At 47.5% G+C, this 24,689-nt stretch carries 21 protein-coding genes and 1 pseudogene; 9 read left to right on the top strand and 13 right to left on the bottom strand.

Translation table 11 applies throughout. The annotated features are described in order from the left end of the window. Positions 1-4: 4 nt before the first annotated feature. Positions 5-604 (bottom strand): Yip1 family protein, encoded by a 600-nt coding sequence (locus CWB99_RS20740; RefSeq protein WP_054016528.1) that lies wholly within the window; start codon positions 602-604, stop codon positions 5-7. A gap of 343 nt (positions 605-947) precedes the next feature. Between CWB99_RS20740 and miaE the strand changes: the two genes are divergently transcribed. Further along, positions 948-1,739, top strand: a complete 792-nt coding sequence (gene miaE, locus CWB99_RS20735) for a tRNA isopentenyl-2-thiomethyl-A-37 hydroxylase MiaE (protein ID WP_054016529.1) — start codon at positions 948-950, stop codon at positions 1,737-1,739. 10 nt (positions 1,740-1,749) lie between these two features. Here the strand turns inward: miaE and CWB99_RS20730 are convergent, their stop codons facing one another. Continuing rightward, complete coding sequence (locus tag CWB99_RS20730; protein WP_138552137.1) at positions 1,750-2,472, bottom strand: UDP-2,3-diacylglucosamine diphosphatase; 723 nt, start codon at positions 2,470-2,472, stop codon at positions 1,750-1,752. A gap of 98 nt (positions 2,473-2,570) precedes the next feature. Next, on the bottom strand, positions 2,571-3,065 hold the full coding sequence (locus tag CWB99_RS20725; RefSeq protein ID WP_054016531.1) for a peptidylprolyl isomerase: 495 nt from the start codon (positions 3,063-3,065) through the stop codon (positions 2,571-2,573). A gap of 206 nt (positions 3,066-3,271) precedes the next feature. Between CWB99_RS20725 and cysS the strand changes: the two genes are divergently transcribed. The 4 genes and pseudogenes from cysS to CWB99_RS20705 all read left to right on the top strand — a co-directional run bounded on the left by cysS (position 3,272) and on the right by CWB99_RS20705 (position 6,716). Then, positions 3,272-4,651 (top strand): cysteine--tRNA ligase, encoded by a 1,380-nt coding sequence (gene cysS / locus CWB99_RS20720; protein WP_138552138.1) that lies wholly within the window; start codon positions 3,272-3,274, stop codon positions 4,649-4,651. 328 nt (positions 4,652-4,979) lie between these two features. Further along, positions 4,980-5,318, top strand: a pseudogene (locus tag CWB99_RS20715) (transposase); the annotation flags it as partial. 474 nt (positions 5,319-5,792) lie between these two features. After that, positions 5,793-6,176: a hypothetical protein gene (locus CWB99_RS20710; RefSeq protein WP_138552139.1), complete on the top strand. Its 384-nt coding sequence runs from the start codon at positions 5,793-5,795 to the stop codon at positions 6,174-6,176. A gap of 321 nt (positions 6,177-6,497) precedes the next feature. Continuing rightward, complete coding sequence (locus tag CWB99_RS20705; protein ID WP_138552140.1) at positions 6,498-6,716, top strand: hypothetical protein; 219 nt, start codon at positions 6,498-6,500, stop codon at positions 6,714-6,716. A gap of 473 nt (positions 6,717-7,189) precedes the next feature. Here CWB99_RS20705 and CWB99_RS20700 read toward each other — a convergent pair whose 3' ends face one another. From CWB99_RS20700 to CWB99_RS20675, 6 genes are all read right to left on the bottom strand, one after another. Next, complete coding sequence (locus CWB99_RS20700) at positions 7,190-9,586, bottom strand: hypothetical protein (RefSeq protein ID WP_138552141.1); 2,397 nt, start codon at positions 9,584-9,586, stop codon at positions 7,190-7,192. A 252-nt stretch (positions 9,587-9,838) separates the two neighbouring features. Continuing rightward, positions 9,839-10,246, bottom strand: coding sequence for a hypothetical protein (locus CWB99_RS20695; RefSeq protein WP_138552142.1), 408 nt, complete (start codon positions 10,244-10,246; stop codon positions 9,839-9,841). A 50-nt stretch (positions 10,247-10,296) separates the two neighbouring features. Further along, on the bottom strand, positions 10,297-12,180 hold the full coding sequence (locus tag CWB99_RS20690) for a hypothetical protein (protein WP_138552143.1): 1,884 nt from the start codon (positions 12,178-12,180) through the stop codon (positions 10,297-10,299). A gap of 387 nt (positions 12,181-12,567) precedes the next feature. Then, the gene (gene speB / locus CWB99_RS20685; protein WP_138552144.1) at positions 12,568-13,488 is read right to left on the bottom strand and encodes an agmatinase; all 921 of its coding nucleotides are present in this window, start codon (positions 13,486-13,488) and stop codon (positions 12,568-12,570) included. Continuing rightward, the gene (gene speA, locus CWB99_RS20680) at positions 13,489-15,402 is read right to left on the bottom strand and encodes a biosynthetic arginine decarboxylase (RefSeq protein ID WP_138552145.1); all 1,914 of its coding nucleotides are present in this window, start codon (positions 15,400-15,402) and stop codon (positions 13,489-13,491) included. A 159-nt stretch (positions 15,403-15,561) separates the two neighbouring features. Beyond that, a complete protein-coding gene (locus CWB99_RS20675; protein ID WP_138552146.1) occupies positions 15,562-16,884 on the bottom strand; it encodes a hypothetical protein in 1,323 nt (440 codons plus the stop codon). 127 nt (positions 16,885-17,011) lie between these two features. Between CWB99_RS20675 and CWB99_RS20670 the strand changes: the two genes are divergently transcribed. Continuing rightward, positions 17,012-17,878 (top strand): M1 family metallopeptidase, encoded by an 867-nt coding sequence (locus tag CWB99_RS20670; RefSeq protein ID WP_138552147.1) that lies wholly within the window; start codon positions 17,012-17,014, stop codon positions 17,876-17,878. 73 nt (positions 17,879-17,951) lie between these two features. Here the strand turns inward: CWB99_RS20670 and phaC are convergent, their stop codons facing one another. From phaC to CWB99_RS20655, 3 genes are all read right to left on the bottom strand, one after another. Continuing rightward, positions 17,952-19,721 carry a class I poly(R)-hydroxyalkanoic acid synthase gene (phaC, locus tag CWB99_RS20665; RefSeq protein WP_138552148.1) on the bottom strand — a complete coding sequence of 590 codons (1,770 nt, stop codon included), beginning with the start codon at positions 19,719-19,721 and terminating at the stop codon, positions 17,952-17,954. A gap of 125 nt (positions 19,722-19,846) precedes the next feature. Beyond that, positions 19,847-20,194: a phasin family protein gene (locus CWB99_RS20660; RefSeq protein ID WP_046006440.1), complete on the bottom strand. Its 348-nt coding sequence runs from the start codon at positions 20,192-20,194 to the stop codon at positions 19,847-19,849. Between the two features lie 90 nt (positions 20,195-20,284). Further along, positions 20,285-21,034, bottom strand: a complete 750-nt coding sequence (locus tag CWB99_RS20655; protein ID WP_138552149.1) for an SDR family oxidoreductase — start codon at positions 21,032-21,034, stop codon at positions 20,285-20,287. Positions 21,035-21,632: 598 nt separating this feature from the next. Here CWB99_RS20655 and CWB99_RS20650 point away from each other — a divergent pair. Then, a complete protein-coding gene (locus tag CWB99_RS20650; RefSeq protein ID WP_138552150.1) occupies positions 21,633-22,028 on the top strand; it encodes a rhodanese-like domain-containing protein in 396 nt (131 codons plus the stop codon). A gap of 55 nt (positions 22,029-22,083) precedes the next feature. Here the strand turns inward: CWB99_RS20650 and CWB99_RS20645 are convergent, their stop codons facing one another. Further along, a complete protein-coding gene (locus tag CWB99_RS20645; protein ID WP_138552151.1) occupies positions 22,084-23,127 on the bottom strand; it encodes an alkene reductase in 1,044 nt (347 codons plus the stop codon). Between the two features lie 127 nt (positions 23,128-23,254). Here CWB99_RS20645 and CWB99_RS20640 point away from each other — a divergent pair, with 127 nt between their 5' ends. Next, entirely contained in the window at positions 23,255-23,836 is a 582-nt protein-coding gene (locus CWB99_RS20640) for a TetR/AcrR family transcriptional regulator (protein WP_138552152.1), read from the top strand. Positions 23,837-23,978: 142 nt separating this feature from the next. Next, a complete protein-coding gene (locus tag CWB99_RS20635; protein ID WP_138552153.1) occupies positions 23,979-24,668 on the top strand; it encodes a DUF4336 domain-containing protein in 690 nt (229 codons plus the stop codon). Positions 24,669-24,689 lie beyond the last annotated feature (21 nt).

Below are 24,689 nucleotides of genomic sequence, written 5' to 3'. Positions count from 1 at the left end.
CTCCCTAGGTAAATGTAGGACTGATTATCCCATTCGTCCACAATATCGCTGTTGCAGCCAAAATAATTACCAATAATACCAAACCACAAGTGACCACTGAGCTGGCATAGATAAAGCCACGCTCCTCAGGTATGTGCATCAGAATAGGAACACCGGTGTAAAGCAGGTAGACCGAGTAGGCAAGGGCTGCCAGCCCTACCGAGACCACAAACCACAATTCCGGATAGAAAGCAGCAAAGGCCGACATAAAGACCGGTGTGGCCGTATAGGCTGAGAGTTCCAGCGTTTGTGTATAAGTGGGTTTAGCACCGAATGTCACCGCCATCCAGTGAGCCAGATAAGACAGGGCAAACACGCCGATGATCAGCGCAAAGTACATGGCAATGCCTATCAGCATGGCACTGTTATGGGTGAGAAATACATCGTCGCCAGTGCCGATTTTCCAGCCCAGATAGACAGAGGAATAGTAGCCCATTAAACTGGGGATCAGGGCAATCAAGGCAATGTGAGATAAACTGTACGTAGCGCTTTCGTGGCGATTGTCTATGGTTTGCCACTCTTCGATTGGGTGGGCATATAAGCCCCACAGATGATTTAAAATCATAACGAGCCCCTCAAAAAAGATTGTTGTCTGACGCGTTCAGATTACCCGGCGATCACGGGTGCAGTCCTTGTCTTATATAACAGCTCAGTAACATCAGAGTGCGATGAGGCTAAGCTGCGTAATCACCATAAAAACGGGGCCACTGGCGACGCCTGTAAGTATGAAATTTATACAACATCATTTAAGTTATGAAAGATTGGTTAATTTTTGTCAAGAAACAATTCTGAAATCCCAGCGTCTTTGATCTGGCACAAACTTGTGGTAAACGGCGGGCGTTCATAGTGCCACTTGGCACGCTTGTGGTAGAATAGGAATAATTTTTTTGCGAATGATTATCTGAGACATGTTAGAGAAGTATGCCGACCTGTTGGCGCCTATTTATCAGTTTCTGGGTTGTGAAACCCCCGACAGCTGGATCGACGAAGCGAAAAAGCCGGAGCATCTGCAAGCCTTGTTGGTCGACCATATGCACTGTGAGCTTAAAGCGGCCCAGAGCGCGGCATTTTTAATCCGTAAATATGCGGTAGACAATGCCTCAGCGAAAACTCTGCTTGGCTGGATCAAACCCTATGAAGACTTTGTCTATCGTAAAATTGGCGATGGTCAGTTTAGTGCCAGCAAGAATGAACTCATCGGTAGCTTAACCGCTAAGCCCGAGTACGCCTATAACCAGGATATACTGGATAAAATGGTACGGTTAATCAAAGAAGAGCTGCATCACTTTGAGCAGGTGCTGGATATCATTAACGAGAAAGGGTTACGGGTTCAGAGCCTCAATGCCTCTCGTTATGCGTCTGGGATGATCAAGCATGTGCGCACCTTTGAGCCAGCCGCGTTGATTGATAAGTTGATCATAGGTGCCTTTATCGAGGCCCGCTCCTGTGAGCGCTTTGCGAAACTGGCCCCTTACCTGGAGCCGGACATTGGGCGCTTTTATGTCTCGCTGTTGCGCTCGGAAGCACGTCATTATCAGGATTATCTGGAGCTGGCACAGCAGGTGGCTGATGCGACTGATCCGCAGCGATTTGATATCGCAGCACGCGTGGCCGAGTTCAAAGCCATTGAAAATGATCTGATCTTAACGCCAGACAGCGACTTTAAATTTCATAGTGGTGCGCCGCTACAGGCTGCATGAACTGACAGGTTTAGTCTGAAAAAGGATGCTGAGTGAGGGTTTGGCCTTGCTCAGTGACCACCAGATAGGAGCTCTGGCTATACCAGTCTCCCAACACGGTACGTGTTTTGTCGTTGTAGTGGTGGACATTTGGCCTATGTGTATGGCCATGGATCATATTGCTGACCTGATGGCGGTCGAACATTGCCAGTACGGCTTCTTCGGTTACATCTAAGATTTCAGGGGCTTTGCCCATCTGACTTTGTTTGCTCTTTTCTCTGGCATTGCGCGCCACCCGGCGGCGATACCACAGCGGCATAGACAACATCAGCCTTGGCCACCACCAGCCACGGCTTTTCTTACGAAACTTCTGATAGACCTCGTCCTGGGTACACATTTCATCGCCGTGTAAAATAACGGTTGGAGTGCCATACAGGTTGATCACCGCTTGCTCAGGCAACAAAGTCATACCGCTCAGTTCGGCGTAGCGCTGACCAACCAGAAAATCTCGATTGCCATGAATAAAGAACAGTTGAATACCACGCTCGGAGATCGCACGCAGTTTAGTGGCTATCTCAAGTGCCAGCGGATTACCTTCATCGTCCCCAATCCAGACCTCGAAAAAGTCGCCTAAGATATACAAGGCATCCACATCATCTTGCATATGCTGCTCAAGAAAACGATAAAAAGCGGCGGTGATATCAGGGCGATGTTCGGTTAAATGCAGATCAGAAATAAAGTAGCTTTTGCGCATGGAGACAACTTCAGATTAGAGCGAGGGAAAGGGACAGAGGCATGTACAGCTCATACAAGCGTTAAGTGCACACACCTCACAATCAATAAAGCGGTCGCTTATTCGGCAACAAACGCTTTTTCGATCACAACGTCTTCCAGTGGAACGTCCTGATGGAAGCCTGCAGATCCCGTTGCAACACCTTTGATCTTGTTAACGATGTCCATGCCTTCGGCCACTTCACCGAATACACAGTAACCCCAGCCTTGTGCGGTTTCACTGCTGAAGTTCAAAAAGTCGTTATCGTTTACATTGATAAAGAATTGTGCCGTGGCAGAATGAGGATCTGGCGTACGTGCCATCGCCAGCGTGCCTGTTTTATTGGCAACGCCATTGTTGGCTTCGTTTTTAACCGGCGCACCCACTTCTTTTTGGTCCATGCCCGGCTCGAAGCCGCCGCCCTGAACCATAAAGCCGTCGATAACACGGTGGAAGATAGTGCCGTTATAAAAACCAGATTCAACGTACTTTAAAAAGTTCTCAACCGTTGCCGGCGCTTTGTCAGCAAACAGGTTAATTTTGATGTCGCCAAAGTTTGTTTGTAAAACAACCATAACAGGTCCTTGATTTACATATTTCATAGTAGGAGCCTATTTTATAGCACAAATTCATAACTACAAAGTCCCTCAGGGGGTGAGCGGCTAAATTGTCAACTAACTGTTACTTTTTCATTCTATTTGGACGGGATTTTCTATAGAGCCAAAGCGGTGCAAGTGATATGATTGCTGGGAATTTGGATAAATTTTAGGAATAAAGCTACATGTTGCAGATCTACAACACACTAACACGTCAAAAGACTGAGTTTAAACCGCTTGTGGAAGGCAAAGTAGACATGTACGTGTGTGGTATCACTATTTATGACTTCTGCCATGTAGGCCACGCCCGTACTTATGTCTCTTTCGACGTGATGAACCGTTACCTGCGCCACTTAGGCTATCAGGTTACTTATGTACGTAATATTACGGATGTGGACGACAAAATTATCAAGCGTGCTGCTGAGAACAACGAAGAGATCGATGCGCTGACAGTGCGTATGACCAAGGCCATGCACGAGGACTTCGAGGCACTGAATATCCTGCCTGCGGACATTGAGCCGACTGTAACCGGTCATATGGACGAAATCATCGTGATGATTGAACGTCTGATCGAAAAAGGCCATGCCTATGTGGCAAAAAATGGCGATGTATTATTTGATGTGTCGACCTTTGAAGCATATGGTCAGCTGTCTCAGCAGGACCTGGATATGCTTCAGGCGGGCGCGCGCGTTGAAGTGGCTGAAGGCAAAGATGATCCGCTGGACTTTGTATTGTGGAAAAAAGCCAAAGCCGGTGAGCCCAGCTGGACATCACCTTGGGGTGAAGGTCGTCCGGGCTGGCACATTGAATGTAGCGCGATGAGCTCTAAGCACCTGGGTGAATTTTTCGATATTCACGGCGGTGGCTCAGACCTACAATTCCCGCACCACGAAAACGAAATTGCCCAGTCATGCTGTGCCAACAATGGTCGTTACGTCAATACCTGGATCCACACCGGCATGGTGCAGGTCAATAAAGAGAAGATGTCTAAATCTTTGGGCAACTTCTTTACGGTACGCGAAGTTCTTAAAGCCTACGATCGCGAAACCGTACGTTATTTCCTGATCAACGGTCATTACCGCAGTCAGCTAAACTACTCACAGGAAAACCTGGAGCAGGCTCGTTCGTCATTAGAGCGTATTTACACGGCTCTGCGTGGTGTCGAACTGGTTGAGACAGAACTGGCGGGCAACCCATTTGTGGCACGTTTTGAAGCGGCTATGAACGATGACTTCAATACTCCAGAAGCGTTGCCTGTGATTTTTGAACTGGCCAAAGAAGTCAACCTGCTGAAAGACTCAGATGCCAAAGCGGCGGGCGAACATGCCTTTATTCTGGTGAAGCTGGCGGAAGTTCTGGGTATTGCTCAGCAAGATCCGGAAGCCTTTTTGCATGGTGATCAGGGCGAAGACGAAGTGGCAAAAATCGAAGCCCTGATCGAGCAGCGCAAAACTGCCCGTGAGAATAAAGACTGGGCCGCAGCCGACGCTGCCCGCGATGCCTTAACAGCCATGGGCGTGGTGCTGGAAGACAGCGCCGGTAAAACCACCTGGCGTAAAGCTTAACGCTATTCGCGCTTAACAGCGCGGTCAAAAAAGGCATATGCATTTTGCATGTGCCTTTTTGTTTTTATCAGCCTTATATCCACTAAGCCGGGTTCTGCGCACTTAAAAAGCGCTTAAGGATATAGACAGCTAGCTTGCAAGGTCGCCCATCACGGTGACTTGCTTGGTATTTAAATTTGAGCCCCACGCAGTGGGGCTTTTTATATCAAGATGTGTATATGGGTGTGTTACAGGTGGTTGTTTGAGCGCATTATTTTCAGGGCGTAGGCATCATCTGCATATAAGCGATATGTTACTTGAACAGTGCTCGGAGCCAACAGCGACTAATGCACGGAAGGGCAAACAACCCAAACACTTAAGACGCTTTGCAGGGAACTCCAGAGCAAACATACCAAGTGGTCTCCCGTTTGAGCTGGCCTACTACATTCAGCTGGTTGAACTAACAGGCCGGTGTATGCGGGCAGATAAACGGGGTTACATCAGCGACAGTCAACCACTACTGACCAGATTGCAAATAGAGCCAGACAACTGGCTTAAACTTGCCACTCGATTTACCAAGGCGTTTCATGGTGCTGTAAGACGAAAACAGGCAATGACAGATTATTGTGAGCACCTGGCGAAAAAGCGACGGGCCAATCTGATGCAGTGCGAGCGCCTACTGGGCTAACATCTATCCTTTTTCAGTATCATTTCAATTTATCCCAACTTAGACTTGGGTGTGTTTTCATAATGTATGACACCGATTCTTTCCAAGATTCAGAGCTTAGATTTACGAATTTTACTACTCAGAGCTCATAAAAAGCTTGATATTCAATAGTCTTACATTTCCAAGTTGAAGCAGCCCTATCATCCAAACGCCAATTTAGGTTGGGTGTCTTTTCACTTTCTGCTGGGTGTCTTTTCACTTTTTTGGAAAGTTTAGTGGAGATATAATGAAGCAATATGTAAATGAAAGCCACAAAGAGGCGCAGGAAAAGCTGAAAGCTTCTGCTCAAGACGAAAACCAGAAATCATAAAGATCCTGAGTTGCCGACCGGTCATGGGTTTAGGTCAATGAGAATATACTAATTAATATATTAACGGAATCATTCTTTTGGAAGGCGCTTGATTTTACGCCTTCCTTTTAATGCGGTAATTTACTATGTTGAATTTCAAGGTTGTTTTAAAGTTTTTATTTGTTATATATTTCTTTAATTTTGTTTCCGGAGTTCCTCTTGGCTATTTTATGGCGATGAACGAAGAAGCAGGTTTGGAGTATTTAGCTATTTCCTCAGAGGTTTATAATGTTGTTTCATTATTTTTAATATGCTTCTTTGGGTTTTTTTATATGTCTAATCAATGCACGGTGAGGCCATTTTTACATGGTTTTTTTGTCGTGTTACTTTTGCTCTTTATATCATTAATTTTAGAAGCCATTTTTCTTCAAGAAGTATTCGTGTTTGGTCTACTTTTAGACCTTTTGATTATGCTTTCATCACTTAAGCTAGGTATAGCTTTTTCCTTGTCTCGGCAAAATAGAAATTAGAAAGCATAGAGCGTCAAAATTGCAGGGTGAGAGCATACTTCGTTAATGACCGTTAACCGAAGATAAGCTTTACCCTGAATTCATCGTCAAAACTGAGTCTGGGGTGACATCCACTCTAAAATTGGCATGCTTCAGGGAGGCATTTTCATAGGCCAGTTATGATGGCTGTTATCGTTTGTTTATCATTAAATTTAAATATTAAAATGCCCATACTGCACTCAGTGTATATACCTTACAGCACTCATTAATTTAGATGTTGCAGCATCTCTTATAATTAACCCTCTCCCTGAGGGCAATGTCAACGCAGCTTTTGGTGATATTATGTCGTTTCTCGACGAGCGGGATAAGCAAGAGCTGGGCAATGCCTATATGAGTATGGATCTCACTCCCCAGTCATTAAAAGAGCTAAATTCATTGGCATTTGACCTTGTGCACCAGAGACAAGTGCAAGCCAAACAACGCAACGGTACAATATACGCTGTATACGATCCAATAAAAGCGCAGCAAAACGAAGCCTCCGAAGCTGGCGCAGTTACATGACTCACTAGGCAGGCTTGATAATCAGTTTATTAATAACCTGCTGGCACAGCTGCTGGACGATTCCCATTTATACGACTAAGCATGAGATTTACCTAAAACCATAAGTTAACATCTAACGAGACAGTGCTTTTGTGGCTATTTTGGAATGAAAAAAGGGATTGCTCGTTCTAAGCCAAAAAACCAGGAACGAGCCGTATCGATTAGCACTATCTTGGGGTATAAGTTGATAAAGCTTTTAAAGTCATGGCGATGGAAGAGATAGTCGCTGCCTGCCATGATTAGTGTATCGTCCGGCTGTGTGACTTCTTTAGTAAAAAATTTGAAAAAATGTCAGATTGATGGCAAACCAATCAATAAGGTGTTGTTTTGGGTGGTTTGTTTTGGTTTGTATGGCTGTTTTAGGTAGTTAAAGCGCTAAAAACGAGGCTTTGCTGGTTAGGAGGCTGCCAGTAGATACTGGCAGCCTGCGTATATTACTGAATAATCAGGGTGCCGACAGGGGAAGCATCTGACCGATTGCCAGCCAGGTCGACGGCGATAACCTGATAGCTGACTTCCCCTTTGGGTGGCCAGGGGTCCTCAAAGCGCGCCTCACTACTCAGTGTATAGGGCTGGCCGTTGCGCATAATCTTGTAAAAACGAATGCCCTGATTATCCGCGCTCGGTTGCCATTGCAATGTTGCGCCATAAGCGCCATCCGACTGCACACTGAACTGAGCGGGTGTCGTAGGTGGCTCGCTGTCACCGGCTTTGGTATTCAGGCTTGCCTCTGCCACCACTGTGCCCGTTTCGCTGTGTACAGCACGAACCTGGTAGTGGTAGGCCTGATTAAGCGGGAGCCAGTGATCTTCGTAGTTGTTGGCGGTGGTTTGCCAGATCAGTTGCGCATCGCGATAGACCTGAAACTTCACCGGTATCTCGGCAACATCATTGAATTGCCAGCTCAGACCAACGCCATTGCTGCCAAACAAGGCTGAAGAGCTTAGGTTCAACATCGTGGCCTGAGGTGAGCCCTCACCTGCGGGTAAGCTGTCTGTGTTATCGCCACTTTGTACGCTTTGCTCGCACCCAGTCCACCAGCAGGGCGTCTGCTCAATAAAGCTTAGAACTGCATCGTATTTATGCGCCTGCTCACGGGTCTGTGTCTGATATTCCTTAAGTGGAAATGCGCCCCAGCTGTCCCAGCGGCCGATGCTTTCAAATACCACATACAAACCTGCACCGGAGTTTCGCCAGTCATTCAGGTGACTGGTAAAGGCTGTAGCCATGCGCGGATCGCGATTGGCGCTTAGGAATAATGCCTCGCTGATGGTATCGCGGCCATCGCGAATATCCCCGGCATAGGTGAGGTGCTGGCCGCCCTCATAGGCTGCCAGCATCAGGCCATCCTGCTGGGCCAGTGCCAGGTTGCCCTGAATATTGTCTCTGGCCTGTGCCAGCGCGCCATGCTCAGGTGCCTGCCACCAGGGTGGCTCATCGGGGTTATAGGTCAGGCCATACAGTACCCCCGAGTCCATTTCCTCAAACAGCTTGTTGAGACCTTCAGCCCCTTCAGTGGCCCAGCCCTGTAAAATGGGCAGGTACTTTTGATCGGCAAAATATCCGGCAAAGTAGCTGCCCACCGCCAGTACATCCATGTTGTCAGCACAGCGTTGACCGACACCTGCTGCATGGATCGGGCAGTTCAGTGCCTGCTCGCTGATCCAGGGCACACCGGTCTGGCCGCCCATCACGCATTGTATCCGGCCCGCTTCCTCGGCAAACTCTGCTTTGATGATGTCGCACATCTGCGTGCTGCGCAGCCCGTAATAGTTCATGCGATATTCAATATCGTGGTAACTGGTGTCGGGCCAAAGGGCTTTACCTTGTTCTTCGAGATACAGGCCATCGAAAATATACGGCCAGGCGTTGTTCCAAAGCTCGTTACCAAACTCCACATAAATCGCAGAATCCCCCTCGCTTTGCGTTTTCAGTAGTCGGGCAAACTGGCGCATATAGTCGTCATCTACCCGAACCGGGAGTGTGTACCAGGGCTCGGCACCCAGCTTGTTACTCATGGCAATGGCCACTTCATAGGGGCTACCACCATTGAGGGCCCAGCTGGCGTAATCGTACTGGTTTCTTTGCGCCCAGTGCTGAACCGGGTTATCTATGGTGCTCAGCAGCTGCATAAAACGCAAAGTACGGAACTGGCGCATATCATCCAAAAAGAGTGGATGGAATATCCGTGCCTGATAGCTGTGCTCGAACGAGACAAACTGCTCAGGGCTGGCGCAGTCCGCCGCGCTGGCTGCGTAATCAGTAGCCGCGTCACTACAACTGCCGCCCGGGGCTATGATACGGATATTGCGCAGATGGTTGCCGGTATTGTTTGGGTCGGTGGCGTGGATCTGCAAATGGAAGAAACTGTTTGCAGTCATGCGTACCACGTCGCGTCCGGGCGCGGAGCTGATAAGTTCCGGGCCGGAATAATAGAGCTCACCTTCACCCTCGTACAAGATCACAAACTCGCCGACCGGATGGTGCGGGTTATCGTGATAGATAATGGTGGTGACATAGTGAAATGGCGAGTCGGGTGAATCCGCAGGTAAAGATCGGGGCCAGCCTTGCTCGTCCAGATCCAGCAATGCCTGATCGCCGGTGTTAAATTCCCAGGTATGAGCATTACTGGTTGCCCACAGCTGGCCACTGCCGTTAGAAGCATGCTTCATCACATCCAGCGTGGTCCACTGACTTGACCAGTAATTAATACCAGTGAGATTAATCCCCACGCCGGAGTTGGCGTTGTCGCTGCTTGCTGCCAGCAGAGGAAGTGATAAACCGAGCGCCATCGCCCCGGCAGTGAGAGTTGCGTAAATAGGTGTTTTCATAAGCTTGACCATTCCAATTGACCAAAGAGACGTCATCCATTTTTTCGCAGTGATGTGCGTTTGTTTATTCAGTTTGTTGCTGGGTACGACACATCATTCTGCTTCCTTGCTAAGGGCTATTCCCTGAAAGAACTCGCCAAAAGCACCGAAATAAGTTAGCAGTGATAGGCAAAAAAGAGGATACGAAAAAGGCATGGTTCGGTTGTTTTTTTGCACGGAATTTTTGTGTTAAAAGCAACAAAATACCGCGCTTCAGGAGTGAGTATTTTTACCCCATAGCCTGCTTGTGCCCAACAAGTAAAAGGCCCCATAAACGCAACATATCAGTGAACTGACCAGCCAGAAGGTAATGGAATTTTGCTGTATCATTGGCGAGGTGGTCACAAAGGGCGCAAACAACCCCGCGACGCCACGCAGCAGGTAAACACTGGTGATAAGTACCAGAACGGTTTTTAGAAACAGGAGTTTAATAATAGCGCCTGCACCGGAGAAAGCATACACGCCCCACAGTGCAAGCACGACAGCGATAAATGCAGTGACCAGCGTAGGATAAAGATCGCCCGCTGCGGCCATGTCCGCCATGGCCTGGCCGGCACCCATTGCAAGATACCAATCCGGACCACCCCAAATACATACTAAATGCAGCATCGATGCCAGCATACTTAAACAGCCTGCGATGATGAAAAGGATATTTATACTTAATTTAATATTTACGCTTTTAACTTTTTCTCGATATAATCAGATGCTTTGTTTCCAAATTTTATGGAAATCTCTTTACAGAGAGCCATAACTTTAAACCCAAAAAGTAAGTTAAATATAGTTATTATAGTCAATGTGATAAAAATTACGCTGTTAAGTGTGAGAAGTTCATTAAAAACAATTGACTTAGGAGACGTTTCTAAAAGACCAAAAGCAAGTAGAGACGTCCAGAGTAAAAGTAGCGAATAATATGCTGTCGTCTTTGTTATTTCACCAATTTTATTAGAGAAGCTGATAATTCTTTTTATTTGGCAATCATTTTTCTCTTTTTCATCATGTAATTCTTTTGTTATGTCATTTATGTAATGTTGTTTTGCTGTGTTAAGTACGTCTTCCACAGTACCTTGAACTATTTCATTTTCCCCCAATGTTAAATACATGAGCCGATTTCTTGCTTCTAGGCTATGAATTAATACAGCAAAATCCTCTTCTTTTATGCTTCCTTTTTCCTTCAATCTTTCAGCTTCTGCAACATACTTATCCCATAATTTTTCTGAGGGCCTAGTAGCTGCATAACACGTAGCAACCAGTCTATCTTTTGGCATGTCAGGAGCCTTTTTAACAGTTTTTAGCCATATCAAGGTAGTGAAGACTTGATCTGCCATACAAATTGATGCATTTGATGCTCCGTATTCCTTGTTAAAAAAAGACGTAGATGCTCTAGATATAGCTGCATTTGTCGTTATGAAAATTGCAATACATGACTCTAAATAGTCTTGCTTTTTACCGCATCTAAGGCGAAAAATTGATGCAAGGCAATCAATGTCATGATTTCTAGATTCTTCAGACTGGTTAGGTATTTCTTTTTGAATTTCTTCTGCTAGCTTTTTTTCATCAATAGAGTGCTTTTCATTATGAGGTGGTTTATCTTCAATAAAAACGCCTATATCGTTTAGATTTCTCTCTAATTTTGCAAGTTCTAACTCTACATCTGAAGTCGACCAATTTAATCGGTTAAAATAGTCAAATACATCTCCAGGTCGGCTTGATTTTAATCTTCCATGTTGTCTGAGTCTCGAAGCAGCGGCGTATAGAATTTTATGAATTTCATCATAGGTATGTTTAAAGCAATGCATTTTTACAGACATAGTACTGAGCATTTCAATCAATTCTTTACATGGCGTAACGATTGCAGAATCAGCATATCCAAGTGCCCTAAGAAGAAATTGAGTGTCAAAAAAAACTTGCACTTTCCTCATCTTGTTTTTAATTTCTGATGGATGAGAATAAAAAAATGTTTCGGTCAACATTGCTCCTCTTACAAAAGAGATAATTGATTCAAAAGAGGTTTGATCTGCTTTGTTTACATGTGAAATGAAGCTACTTACCAAGTATTTTTTCTGTTCGCTTACTTCAACTTTAATGTTTTCAATGTTAGAGACGCTAGAGAATAACTGAGGGGATATTTCAAATAAAACGTCGAAGAAGTATTCGTCTGCTTCTTCTTTATTTATATCTACATTTAGATTTTCTTTGCAGTATTTTATAAATTTTTCTTTTAGTTGATTGAATTTTCTTTGCTCAGAGTCTCTTTTCTGAACAAAATCATTGTTATCAATTTTTCCTTTGTCTATATTGAATGTTCCCTGATCACTTGATTTAAGATATTTATGCTTTCTTGCTGCTCTCTTTAGCAAAGTAATAATTGCTCCAGTGGGGATTGTGAAGTCAACTGATTCTTGAAATTTAACTTTAAATTCTTCAATGGAAACTATGTCACCTTTCATTTGGCCAAGTGTGTATGCTATTAAAGGTATGTAATTATCTAGAATGTCGCCTTGAGATTCATCCCAATTAACCTTTACTACGGCCATGTTTACTAAGAATTTATCCATTTTTACTAGCCTTTATTAAATCTAATTGCTTAGTTTTTTAAATTAAGGTCTGTCACTTGATGTTTTTGAAAGGCTTGTGATTTTCCCTTTCACAATCTAATGATTTTTTAATTTATGGAGTGCCTCTGGTTTTAATATTGGCAAAGAAAATACTAAAATCTTGCTGACTCACTACACATTTAGCAATAGAGGTGAAACTTTTAATACTACAATAAATTTAGCCTATTTCACCAAGGTGGCAAGCCTTCTCAGAAGAATCAATGTTTTTACCGATTTCGAAAAATGAGCTATCAAGATCAAGGTTTCAAAATGTAACATTACAATCTCAATGCTAGATTTTTAGGAAACAGGTTAGCAAAACAAAAAAGCGCCCGCAGGCGCTTCAAATTATTTGTGGCGAATGGCCCATAGATGGAGCAATTCGTAGGCGATGGTGGCTGCGGCAATAGACGTCAGCTCGCTCTGATCGTATGAGGGCGAGACTTCCACCACATCCATACCAACGATATTAATCCCTTGCAGTGCACGCAGGATCTTCAGCACTTTGTCGCTGCTCAGGCCACCACACACCGGCGTGCCGGTGCCGGGTGCAAAAGCCGGGTCCAGGCAGTCGATATCAAAGGTCAGATAGACCGGAAGCTCACCGACTCTGGCCTTGATCTGCTCGGCAATGGTCTGGGCATCCATATCATTGGCCTGCATCGCATCGACCACGGCAAAGCCATGATTACTTTGCTCGAACTCAGTACGGATCCCCAGCTGAATGGAGTGCTCCGGGCAGATCAGCCCTTCTCTGGGGGCATGAAAGAACATAGTGCCATGATCATAGCGCGAGCCCTGACTGTAAGTATCAGTATGGGCATCAAAATGCACCAATGCCATTTTGCCATGTATCTTCTGGTGTGCCCGTAACAAGGGCAGGGTGACGAAGTGGTCGCCGCCCAGCCCAAGCAAGGCTTTACCCTGATGGAGGATCTGCTCTGCCGCCAATTCCAGCTGCGCGGTAAAGTATTCCGGATCCCCCACCGGATAAGTAAAGTCGCCGGCATCGTGCAGGCTAATTTTGTCCCATAAAGCAAACTGCCATGGATAGCGTTTACCTTCCCAGGCTAAGTGAACCGAGGCGCGACGGATCGCATCCGGGCCCAGGCGGGCACCGGGACGACCTGAGGTGGCCAAATCAAATGGCAACCCCAATACCACGACGTCGGACTCAATATGGGCGATGTCTCGCACCATGGGCTGACGTAAAAACGTCATGCCGTTTGAGTATAACGAGTGGTCACAATGGTCGAACAACTGCTTCACTTAGCACTCCTCCAGATAGGTGTAGCCTTCCAGGCCCGATGCCAGTTCGGTCAGGCACATGGCCCGATCAGCCTCTTCCAGTCGGGTATTCACCTGGGCAATAAAGTTCTCTTTAAATGCCGCTACGTCCAGATGTACGTATCGCATCATATCTGCCACGCTGTCGCCTGCGTCGACGTCGTCCATTTGCAGCTGACCCTGTGCATCCAACCGGGCAACCACGCTGTGGGTGTCGCCAAACAGGTTGTGCATGTCACCCAGGATCTCCTGATATGCACCGACCAGGAAAAAGCCTAACAAGTAGGGCGCATCGGCCGTGTACTCAGGCACAGGCAGGGTGCTTTCAATGCCCTGACCATCGACATAATGATCCACCGCACCATCAGAGTCGCAGGTGATGTCGAGCAGCACCGCACGCTTTTTCGGCGCCTGTGTCAGGCCACTCAGCGGCAGCACAGGAAACACCTGATCTATGCCCCAGGCATCGGGCAGTGACTGGAACAAAGAGAAGTTCACAAAGAACTTGTCGGCCAGTTTGGTGCCCAGCTCATCGATGATCGGACGATGAAAACGGTTTTTGTTGTCCATTCTTTGTTGCAATTCGTAGCAAATACGCAAGTTTACCTGCTCAGCCCAGGCGCGTTGCTCCAGCGACAGCAAGCCCATGGCAAACTGCCCGTGCACTTCTGCCAGGTCGCCCTGCGTATCGTGATAGAGCTCAATCAGGGCTCTGTCGTCGCTTTGCTCGCTCAGTGCCTGCCACGAACGCCACATGTTACGCAGCAGCTGTGGTGCATCGCTGGCAACCGCAGTCAGTTGCTCCGGCTGGTAGCTCTCGGTGCCTACTACATCGGTGATCAACACCGCATGATGTGCCGTCAGCGCCCGGCCCGATTCCGAAATAATGGTCGGCATCGGCTGGTTATACTGCTGACAGGTATCACCTATGGTGTACACCACATTGTTGGCATACTCAGCCAGGCTATAATTCATCGAGTTATGCGACTGGCTACGTGTACCGTCATAGTCCACCGCCAGGCCACCGCCCACGTCCAGGTTGATCAGGTTAGCGCCCAGTCTGCGCAGCTCGCAGTAAAAGCGTGCCGCTTCGCTTACGCCTAAACGTACATCCCGGATGTTGGCCATTTGCGACCCCAGGTGAAAATGCACCAATTGCAATGCGCTCAGCATGTCAGCTTGCTTTAGCTGCTCAATCACAGTTAATACCTGAGAGGCGGACAAACCAAATTTAGACTTTTCACCGCCGCTTGCCTGCCATTTGCCTTTGCCCTGCGAAGCCAGACGAACACGCAGCCCCAGCCTTGGCGTGACATTCAGCGCTTTGGCCTCAGCCAGTACCAGATCCAGCTCGGAGCGTTTTTCCAGTACGATATACACCCGATGGCCGAGCTTTTCGCCGATCAGTGCCAATCGGATGTATTCACGGTCTTTGTAGCCGTTACAGACGATCACGGCGCTGGTTTTTTCGCTCAATGCCAGTACCGTCAATAGCTCGGCTTTGCTGCCTGCTTCAAGGCCCAGTTGCTTTTTCTCTTTGCCGTCCTGACTGGCGATCAGTCCTTCAACCACTTCCCGTTGCTGGTTCACTTTAATGGGGTAAACCAACAGATAGTCTTTGGGGTACTGGTAGTCAGCAATCGCTGTATTAAACGCCTGACAGATGTCATTGACGCGTTGCTCTAGGATCTGTGGGAACCGCACTAAAGCCGGTAAGCCATAGCCCTGCGCTTTAATCTGCGCGGCAATGTGTGTCAAAGTAACGGCGTGCCCTGGGTTATCTACTGTCGGCATGGCGGTTACCTCTCCCTGATCATTGATACCAAAGAAGCCCTGGCTCCAGTGGCGCACGTTGTAGCATTCACGTGCCTGCTCAGAAGAGATCAAATCTGTCATTAACGTTCCTTAACGGGTAAAAAGTAATTTAAATAGGTATTGTGTATAGGGCGCATTAAACGAGCAATCGACAGCTGTGTCTAACAAGAAATTTTGCTCTTAACGAGTGAGCTTTTCACTGGATGAAGCAGGGCCTGAGTCAGGCCCCAAAACAGGCTATCAGGACAACACGGTCCAGTTTACAGCCATGGCCATAGCGGTGGCATCGCTGTTACGCAGGTTATCTGTGTAGATGATGTTAGGGTAGGCCTGTGGCGTGATTGCCGGATAGAGCAGGTAGGCCAGATTTTGATTGGCTTCATCGGCCAGCGCTTTGATGCTGGAGGTTACCCCCAGCGCGCAAGTCGTGGCCTGAGCGGCGTCTTGTGTTAGCGTCCAGGACAGTAAAAAATAGTCCTCTGGTGCATGTTGCTGCATTTTTTCTAGCTGATTGTCAGCCATAGCTGCAACGGTGTTTTTGTCTGCATAGCGGTTGTACACAGGTAAGCTGCTGGCCGGGAAGAACCCTTTGCCTGCATGTGTGCCGAGCTCTACATTACTGTCTTCTACAATCAGTAACACGGCAGCACTGCCTGAAATAAACTGATTGAGTGTGAGTTGAGTCAGATCGCTGCTGGCATCTGCCACGTAAAGGTGAGTCAGACCCGAGAGGGCGTCAAACAGGCCATCCCACTCAGTTTGAGTGAATGGACGATAATGTGCGTTCCCCACATCTGTATTTAAAGCATGGGAGAGGTTCAGGATCACCAGCTCGTTGTTGTGGGCAACAAACGCGTTAATGTCCGAGACAACCGATGCAATAGACTGACCATTGGCACCTTGCCAGGAACCAATCTGGCTAATCTCACTATAGTGTCCGGTGTAGTAGTCACCATCACTTATCACCGGGCGAATATCAAAATAACGTGCACCCAGAATAAGCTGGCCCTGAAGGTTAGCACTTTGCGTCAGTGTATTACAGCTATGGGCAAATGCAGTGCCTGAGGTATACACACTCATCCCCGAATCATGAGAGCCACTAATGCATAGGTCGCGCAGCTCTTTATCGCCAAGCAAGGCCAGGTGCTGACTCATCCAGTCCGCACTTTGCAAGTTAGAACCCGTGTAGTCGCCGTAGCGCCCGGCAAGAATAAAGCTCACCATGCCGTTGTGCTGCCAACCCAGCCTGAGCGTTGACCCAGTCGGATTGCCACTGGAGACCAGATTATCGAACACCACCTGAAGCTCAAAGCCCTGCTTCGCCCGGGCCTGAATCTGAAAACACGAGTGATGGCCATCGTTGATGGTATAATAGACTTCTGCTGCGTCATCTTGCTGATCATGGAAAATACCCTGATCCCATTCTACATAGACTCTGGTACTGGTTTTGGCCGCAATGGTGTCGGGAAACTCCCAGGCATTCATCTGGTATGCGTGTTGGCCCGTACGAGTCCAGTCCGAATCGGTACTATTGACGAGCGTAATAAATCCGCCTTGCCCCATAATTAGCTCCCTACGCTGTTGGTTATGTTGCGAGAAAGTCTAGTGCTTCGGGCTCTGTTGACCATTACAGTGCATTACAAGTGGGCCTGATATGATATGGTAGACTGAGAGATGCTCAGGAGGGGTCATGCGGATATTAATAGGTGCCTTACTATTGTGCTCACCCGGGTGGGCCACAGAACTGGTTTATCAGCAGCTTGAGCAACTGAGTGAAAAACGACAAGCCGTTGTGATCAGTTGGCTGACCCAGGGCCTTGAAGCCACCGAAAAGACCTTGGGCCCAGTTGCGCAATCCCGGCTCCCCGTCAGGCTTCAAAACGTCTATTTGAGTAGTGAGCCCGTACCCTGGGGAGCGGTTAACCGCGGAAATGTGGATGGTATCGAGCTACATGTCAGTGCATTTGCGACAGAGCAGCAATTGATCCGTGACTGGACCTTGTATCATGAACTGGCGCATTTATATCATCCATTGTTTGATTACCCCGATTTCTGGCTGGCGGAAGGGCTGGCTACTTATTTGCAAAACGTCATTATGCTGCATTCTGGAGTCATTGATGGCGATGAATATGTGCAGCGGATTATGGCCGGGCTGGAGCGTGGCCGCCTGGGTACCTGGGATACGCCGGGCCCTCTGGCCAGAGTCAGTGAAGATATGTGGCGGCGCAGGGCACATGCCCGGGTATATTGGAGTGGGGCGGCATTTTTTATCGAAGCAGAGCTGGCTCTGCGACAAAAAGATCCCAGCCTGACCCTGGTCAGTCTGCTCAAGCGCTATCAGGCATGTTGCAGAGCGAATGCTCCGGATGGTCAGCCCGACAGTGCAAAAGTGTTTCTCGCCCAACTAGACAGCTTGTCTCGCAGCAGTATTTTCAGCAACCTATATCACAGTTATAAATTGAGAAAGGACTTTCCAAGGTTAAGTAAACAGGCCGTCAGGTTGAGTGGTTTACACATGGTATCGGCCAAACACAGTGTGTTCACCCGGCAAAAGTAAGTGGTATTAGCCACCAGCTAGTCGCGGATGGCTATTATCGTGAGAGACTGCCCGAGGGCAGTCCGGATTGGTACTAGATCTTAACTTTGACGTACTCGCCAGGTGCAGCATAGATACCTGGATTGTCTTTTTTGCTGGTGGCCCGTTTAGGGATTTTTTCATCCACGTACTGGCTTAACCATTTGCCCCAGTGAGGCCACCAGGAGCCGCTCTGATGTTTGGCTTTGTCGAGCCAGGCATTGGCGTCACCGGTTGCGTCCGGACCATACCAGAAACCATACTTTTCAGCGGCTGGAGGGTTGATAACCCCGGCGATATGACCTGATTCACCCAGAACAAAAGTGGTTTTGGCACTGGTGTGTTGAATGCCCTGAAAGGTCGCCTGCCACAGCGCAATATGGTCGTCCCGGGTCGATAACATATAGACCGGTTGTTTCACTTTGCTCAGGTCGATTTTTGTGCCTCTGACTTCTACCTCGCGTGGTTGTACAAGGCGGTTCTCCAGATACAGATCGCGCAGCATAAAGTTATGGCACTTCGCGGTGAGGTTGGTGCTGTCGCCATTCCAGTAAAGCAGATCCAGGTCCATGGGCGCTTCACCTTTGAGGTAATTATTAACGTAGTAATTCCAGTACAGGCTGTTTTCGCGCAACATACTGAAAGACACGCCAAGCAGGTGGCCATGCATGATGCCATTTTGCAGGTTGTATTTCTCCAGCGCAGAAATGGTCGGCTCATTGACGAACACCCCAATTTCGCCGGGCTGTGAGAAATCCAGCAGGGTTGTCAATAAGGTGGCGCTTTTAATACGATGCTTCATGCGCTTTGAGACAAAGTAAGCCATTGCTGTGGTTACCAAAGTGCCAGCAATACAGTAACCTACCGCATTGACATAGGCCTCACCGGTTTGTTTCTCAATGGCATCTAGCGCAGCAATTACCCCATCGACTATGTAGTCCTCAAAGCCGATTTCAGCCATGCTGGCATCCGGGTTTTTCCATGAGATCATAAACACGGTATGGCCCTGGTCGACAGACCATTTTACCAGCGAGTTTTGTTGTTTCAGGTCGAGAATATAGTACTTGTTAACATACGGCGGTACTATCAGCAGCGGTGTTTTAAACACCTCTTTAGTGGTTGCTTCGTATTGGATCAATTCGAACAGATGATTCTGGAATACCACTCTACCCGGGGTCGTGGCAATGTCTTTACCTAACTCAAAAGCGTGTTCATCAGTCATGCTGATACGCAACATATCACCACTTTTAGCCAGATCTTTTTTAAACATTTCCAACCCTTTAATAAGGTTTTCGCCTTTGGAATCCAAAGTGAGCTTAAGCAACTCAGGGTTGGTGGAGATAAAGTTACTGGGGGAGATTGAGTTGACGACCTGACGGGCAAAAAATTCAAGGCGTTCCTTGAGCTTATCATCCAGCCCTGGCGTTTCACGAATAGAAGACAGCAGGGACTGACCAAACAGCAGGTAGCTTTGTTTAATGTAATTAAACCAGGGGTTATCACGCCACTCGTCGGCCTTAAAACGGCGGTCACCACGCTCTGTTTCGATGACATCTGGTTGCTCAGTGTCGAATCCCTGACCCCAGGTTTGTTGCATGATTTTGATTTGTTCCTGCCACCAGTCAAACTGATGTTGAACAAAGGTTTCTGGCTGCTTCGCTATTTCGTTCAACCAGACACCAAAATCCCGGGCACTTTGCTCGTTCAGGGCTTGTTGAACGGGGTTTTCTTTGAGCAGGTTATTACTGAATATGGTGTAGAGATCTTGATTGTACTGCCACCAGGCAGTCAGCGTTTTATTAAGATCTGTGTTATCGGTATCCATTACTCGTGTCCTAATAGGCAAATTGATTGCACGTGTCTTGTGTCGTGTTTGGTATAGCGGATCAGCCACTACAAAAAACAGGCTAAAAAAATGCCCCCGCAACAGGCAGGGGCAGACGACAGCGATTAAGCTTTAGCAGTGGCTTTAACACTGTCTTTAGAGATAGCGTCAAGGTGCTCTTTGAATTCGTTGCCAAGTTGAGTCAGCTTTTGACCGTCGTCGATCATTTGCTGGCTTAGCTTGTTCATCGCAGTAAGCTGGCTGGCATTGAAGTCGATGAAAGACTTAACATCTTTTACTTCAGCAGCCGTTTTTAGTTGCTCAACAGAGGTTTTAGTGAAGTTTTCTGTTGCATCAAGCTGGATTTGTGCCAGTTGCTCAATGTTTTTAGCAACCAGTTGGTTGAACTTGATAGCCGGAGAGAAAAACTGCTCGCTTTGCTCAGTAAAAGTTTTCATTAGATCGTTGTACATGGTGTGCTTCCTGTTTATCAAAAAAGTCCGTATAGGTAACGTTACTGCCCAGGTACTTCAGAGCGCATGCTCAATCCTGATATACGCCGCTTAGTTCATATAAAGTCCGCCGTTGATCGCCAGCGTTTCACCTGTGATATAGCCCGCCTGATCAGACGCCAGATAAGCGACCGACTGAGCCACTTCACGTGGCGTGGCTAAGCGCTGCATCGGCACTTGTGCCTTGATGCTTTCAAGCACATCTTCGCGCATTTTTTCGACCATAGGTGTTGCCGTATAACCCGGGGCAACTACGTTTACGGTCACGCCTGCGCGGGCGCCTTCGTAAGCCAGTGCTTTGCTAAATCCGATCATACCGGCCTTAGCTGCTGAATAGTTCGCCTGACCAAACTGACCTTTCTGGCCGTTTACGCTCGAAATGTTGATGATGCGACCTGATTTGTTACCACACATGTGTGCAAAAACCGGGTGGGTCATGTTGAACATGGAATTGAAGTTAGTGTCGATGACTTCCTGCCACTGTGCCAGGGTCATCTTTTTGAATGAGGTATCCCGTGTGATGCCTGCATTGTTAACCAGAATATCAATGCGACCAAACTGGTCGATGACGTCATCTAGCTGTTCCTGGCACGCCTGATGATCAGTTACATCCAGGAATATGCCATGTACCGCAGCTGGGTTGATTGACTGCTCATTGAGCCAGGCGTCAATATCCGCTGAGGTACGTCGCGGGCTGGCAACAGCCACAACAAAACAGTTTGCATTTACCAGCTCTTTGACGATAGCTGAACCGATGCCACCCAGTGCACCAGTGACGACTGCGATTTTTTTGCTTTCCATATTGCTCTTCCGAACTTAAGGCGGCTCAACTATCGCACTTCTAAGCCACGTTTTCGGTTGTTTTTACACTAACCGAAAGGTTTACGAACTGAGGTTATTGTCATCCGTCATTGTGACGAATTAATAACCGATATATTTAATTCTCAAGACAAATTTGCACCTGTTTATTCGTCGTTATTAGCGCGTCCCTTCTAGAGGTTCAATGTACACCATCATCAAGCATGATAAAAAATATAGCAAAATAGAGTAAAAGCTCAAGTTTTTGGTTGGTGTTCCTTTTTCCATACAACCGGAGCAAACACTCTCACCTAAACACTAGTAATAGATGCAATCCCTGATACTGAGTATTAGACTATAGCCGTAGTTGTCTGACCAATGAGCCAGATCAAATAAATAAGTGATTGTAAAATAAATGGTAAGTTTTAAAAGTGAAAAATTACCAAGTTGAACAGTGTCTCTGATGTAGAGAATAATTTTTGTTAAGCGATACTTATTCCTTTTAATTGGTTCGTTGTGGGTACAATATTCCTGGGGCAAACGTGCCGTGGCTTTGCTATGCTAGCGGCTAGTAGAAAGTCTAAAAGGCAGAAGGTGTTATATGATTAAACAAGGTCTATATTTGCTGTTTGGTCTGGTGAGTCTGTTTGCTCAGGCAGCCACTGAGATCATCAGTCAGCAGGCGTTATTACGAAATCAGATGTCGGCTCAGCCCCACGTCATTGTGGATGTCAGAAGCGAAAAAGAGTTCGAGGCCGGTCACCTTAAAGGCGCGATTAACATTCCTTTTGATCAGATCACTCAGCACCAGTCTTTGCTGGAGACACTAAAACCTCAGACGCTGGTGGTTTATTGCCGCTCCGGACGCCGGGCAGCTATTTTTGAGCAAGCACTGACGGAGCAGGGGTTCAGCTTGCTGCACCTAAGCGGCGATTATCTGAGCTGGCAGGCTGAGCAACTTCCGGTGATAACACAGACAAAACCTGTCGGGCAGTAGTGCTCACCAGAGAAAGCGTGCGGGTGTCTTTCACCCGCAGCGAATTTAGAGGGTATTATACCAGGCTTGTCAGCATGTCTTCGGAATAAGGGGTCAGCGCGTCACCTTGTCTGACTTTTTCCACATAGTCCGGGTTGGCAATGAAAGGTCTGCCAATTGCCAGCAAGTCAAAGCGATTGTCACGTAGCGCCTGCTCGCCAGTTTGTGGGGTAAAGCCGCCTACGCCGACCAGGGTTTTACTGTAATTTGCTCTGACATAGTCAGAAACTCGGCCACCCAGAAAATCGAACTCCATGGCGTCGTCAAAAATACCGATATGCACATAAGCCAGTGTGCGCTGTTCCAGTTGTGCCAGCAAATAGTCAAAGACCGGTTTGTCGCGTGGATCGGCCTGCATGTTAAAGTAAGCACCCGGTGTCAGTCTGACGGCCGTTCGCTCAGCACCAATGCGGCCGCTGATGGCGTCAATCACCTCCAGTGCAAAGCGGCTCATGTTCTGCGGCGTTTCACCATACTCATCGGTACGCTTATTGCTGTCATGGTGCAAAAATTGGTCAATCAGGTAACCATTGGCGGCATGCAGCTCGATACCATCAAATCCAGCATCAATGGCGTTGCTGGCTGCCTGTGCATAATCTGCGACAAGCACCGAGATCTCTTCAACCGTGGCTGGTGTGGGGGTGATATAACTCAAATCGCGCATACGTGGCACTGTACCTTCTACTTTTTCTGCACTGGGAGCCAACACTTTGTCACCATCAAAGAAGTGCGGGTGCGCAACCCGGCCGGTATGCCATAGCTGGGCAAATATTTTGCCGCCATTGGCGTGAACGGCATCCGTCACTTTGCGCCATCCAGTTATTTGCTCAGGCGTAAACAGGCCCGGTGTATTTGGGTGGCCTTGCCCGTCAGGTCGAATAATTGTGGCTTCAGATATGATTAAACCAGCCTCTGAGCGACGCGCATAATATTGCGCCATGGCGTCGGTCGGCACCAATTGATCATCAGCCATACAGCGGGTGAGTGGTGCCATTAGAATGCGGTTTTTCAGCGAAATTTGCTCATTTAATGCATAAGTTTCAAACAGTTTGCTCGTCATAGTAGGACCCGGTTAGTTTTTGAATGCTTATTCAAGATATGATCATTTGAACAAGCGTTCAAGTATATTTTGAACATTTATTCAAAAATGAGTAAAATGCACTATGCCTGAACAGGAGAAGAATGACATGCGCAGTGCAGAATTTGACAAAGAGCAGGTGCTCAGAGCCGCAATGACGGCATTTATGGAAAAGGGGTATGCAAAAACCAGTATGCAGGACCTCAAAGCTGCAACCGGTTTGCATCCGGGGTCGATTTACTGCGCGTTTCAGAATAAGCGCGGTCTGCTGCTGGCTGCTTTGGAGCAGTACAACCGGGATCGTGGTGATGAATTACAGACGCTGTTTTCACAACACCCATCGGCCAGAGCCGGGCTGGCAGCCTACCTGGCTCATGTCGTGGCTGAATGTGTGAGCTGCGATCCGCAAAAGCTCTGTCTGACGCAAAAAGCGCTGAACGAACTGGCCGAGCAGGACGCGGAAGCCCAGGCTATTCTCAGTGAGCAATGTGCCATGTGGCGTAATGCTCTGTGTGCGGTGTTTGAACGTATTGCCGAGCAAGGTGAGCTGACAGGCACACGCTCTCCTTTGGACAGAGCACGTGGCCTGATTGTCAGTATTTATGGGTTACGCACCTTCGCTCATACGCACCCTGAGCCTCAGGTCATGCGTGATCTGGGTGCGCAAATACTCAAAGACGTTTGTCAGTAAAGTAAAGTGTACGTGTCCGTTTTCGTTGGCTCTGTGCCATGTTGGATAAAATATCAGCAAGTATGTTAGTCTCAAATCTCATTACTTTTTCTTACTTTTTATGAGTGAACTAAGGGGAAGTTAGATCCCCAGGGAGATGAATATGAGACAGCTGGACGACAATATTTGGATCTTCGATGGTGAAGCGGTATCTTTTTTCACCATGCCTTTCACTACCCGAATGACGATAGTGCGCCTACCTTGCGGCGGGTTGTGGGTACATAGCCCAATCCGCCTGACACCAGAGCTGCGAGAGCAGGTAGATACACTGGGGCCTGTGACTTATCTGATCGCACCCAATCATCTCCACCATCTGTTTATGGCGCCGTGGCAGGAGGCCTATCCACAAGCGCAAACCTTTGGTACGCAGGAAGTCAAAGACAAGTGCGAGACACTTAGCTTTGATGAGATCCTAGACAATGACCATCATTACCCCTGGGATAATACACTGAAAACGTTGCTTTTTACTGGCTCTCCGGCGATGGAAGAAGCGGTGTTCTATCATCCACAAAGTCGCACTTTACTGGTCACCGATCTGATTGAAAATTTTGACCCACAAAGTCTGAATACCTTTCAGCGCTTTGTGGCAAAAGGCGCGGGTGTGGTTGCACCTGAAGGCCAGACACCACTAGACTGGCGGCTGAGTTTTATTTTCCATCACGATACGGCGCGGGCGCATTTGAACAAGATGTTAAGTTGGTCGCCACAACGGTTGGTGATGGCACATGGTCTGATCATCGAAGAAGACGCGGTTGCTTTTTTGCAACGCGCATTTGATTGGCTGGGTAAATAAGTTTAATTGTTTGATTTTATT

This window comes from Pseudoalteromonas rubra (assembly GCF_005887095.1).
Classification (GTDB): Bacteria; Pseudomonadota; Gammaproteobacteria; order Enterobacterales; family Alteromonadaceae; genus Pseudoalteromonas; species Pseudoalteromonas rubra_E.
The sequence above is the reverse complement of the archived record's forward strand: the minus strand, read 5'-3'. Positions and strand labels throughout refer to the sequence as shown.

What these genes read in the sequence shown, in the direction of transcription:
- CWB99_RS20660 (WP_046006440.1), bottom strand. Translation starts at nt 20,194, where the DNA reads ATGTACAACGATCTAATGAAAACTTTTACTGAGCAAAGCGAGCAGTTT.
- cysS (WP_138552138.1), top strand. Translation starts at nt 3,272, where the DNA reads ATGTTGCAGATCTACAACACACTAACACGTCAAAAGACTGAGTTTAAA.
- CWB99_RS20690 (WP_138552143.1), bottom strand. Translation starts at nt 12,180, where the DNA reads ATGGATAAATTCTTAGTAAACATGGCCGTAGTAAAGGTTAATTGGGAT.
- CWB99_RS20675 (WP_138552146.1), bottom strand. Translation starts at nt 16,884, where the DNA reads ATGGGGCAAGGCGGATTTATTACGCTCGTCAATAGTACCGATTCGGAC.
- speA (WP_138552145.1), bottom strand. Translation starts at nt 15,402, where the DNA reads ATGACAGATTTGATCTCTTCTGAGCAGGCACGTGAATGCTACAACGTG.
- CWB99_RS20695 (WP_138552142.1), bottom strand. Translation starts at nt 10,246, where the DNA reads ATGCTGGCATCGATGCTGCATTTAGTATGTATTTGGGGTGGTCCGGAT.
- CWB99_RS20635 (WP_138552153.1), top strand. Translation starts at nt 23,979, where the DNA reads ATGAGACAGCTGGACGACAATATTTGGATCTTCGATGGTGAAGCGGTA.
- phaC (WP_138552148.1), bottom strand. Translation starts at nt 19,721, where the DNA reads ATGGATACCGATAACACAGATCTTAATAAAACGCTGACTGCCTGGTGG.
- CWB99_RS20655 (WP_138552149.1), bottom strand. Translation starts at nt 21,034, where the DNA reads ATGGAAAGCAAAAAAATCGCAGTCGTCACTGGTGCACTGGGTGGCATC.
- CWB99_RS20650 (WP_138552150.1), top strand. Translation starts at nt 21,633, where the DNA reads ATGATTAAACAAGGTCTATATTTGCTGTTTGGTCTGGTGAGTCTGTTT.
- CWB99_RS20645 (WP_138552151.1), bottom strand. Translation starts at nt 23,127, where the DNA reads ATGACGAGCAAACTGTTTGAAACTTATGCATTAAATGAGCAAATTTCG.
- CWB99_RS20710 (WP_138552139.1), top strand. Translation starts at nt 5,793, where the DNA reads ATGTTGAATTTCAAGGTTGTTTTAAAGTTTTTATTTGTTATATATTTC.
- miaE (WP_054016529.1), top strand. Translation starts at nt 948, where the DNA reads ATGTTAGAGAAGTATGCCGACCTGTTGGCGCCTATTTATCAGTTTCTG.
- CWB99_RS20725 (WP_054016531.1), bottom strand. Translation starts at nt 3,065, where the DNA reads ATGGTTGTTTTACAAACAAACTTTGGCGACATCAAAATTAACCTGTTT.
- CWB99_RS20640 (WP_138552152.1), top strand. Translation starts at nt 23,255, where the DNA reads ATGCGCAGTGCAGAATTTGACAAAGAGCAGGTGCTCAGAGCCGCAATG.
- CWB99_RS20705 (WP_138552140.1), top strand. Translation starts at nt 6,498, where the DNA reads ATGTCGTTTCTCGACGAGCGGGATAAGCAAGAGCTGGGCAATGCCTAT.
- CWB99_RS20740 (WP_054016528.1), bottom strand. Translation starts at nt 604, where the DNA reads ATGATTTTAAATCATCTGTGGGGCTTATATGCCCACCCAATCGAAGAG.
- CWB99_RS20670 (WP_138552147.1), top strand. Translation starts at nt 17,012, where the DNA reads ATGCGGATATTAATAGGTGCCTTACTATTGTGCTCACCCGGGTGGGCC.
- CWB99_RS20700 (WP_138552141.1), bottom strand. Translation starts at nt 9,586, where the DNA reads ATGAAAACACCTATTTACGCAACTCTCACTGCCGGGGCGATGGCGCTC.
- CWB99_RS20730 (WP_138552137.1), bottom strand. Translation starts at nt 2,472, where the DNA reads ATGCGCAAAAGCTACTTTATTTCTGATCTGCATTTAACCGAACATCGC.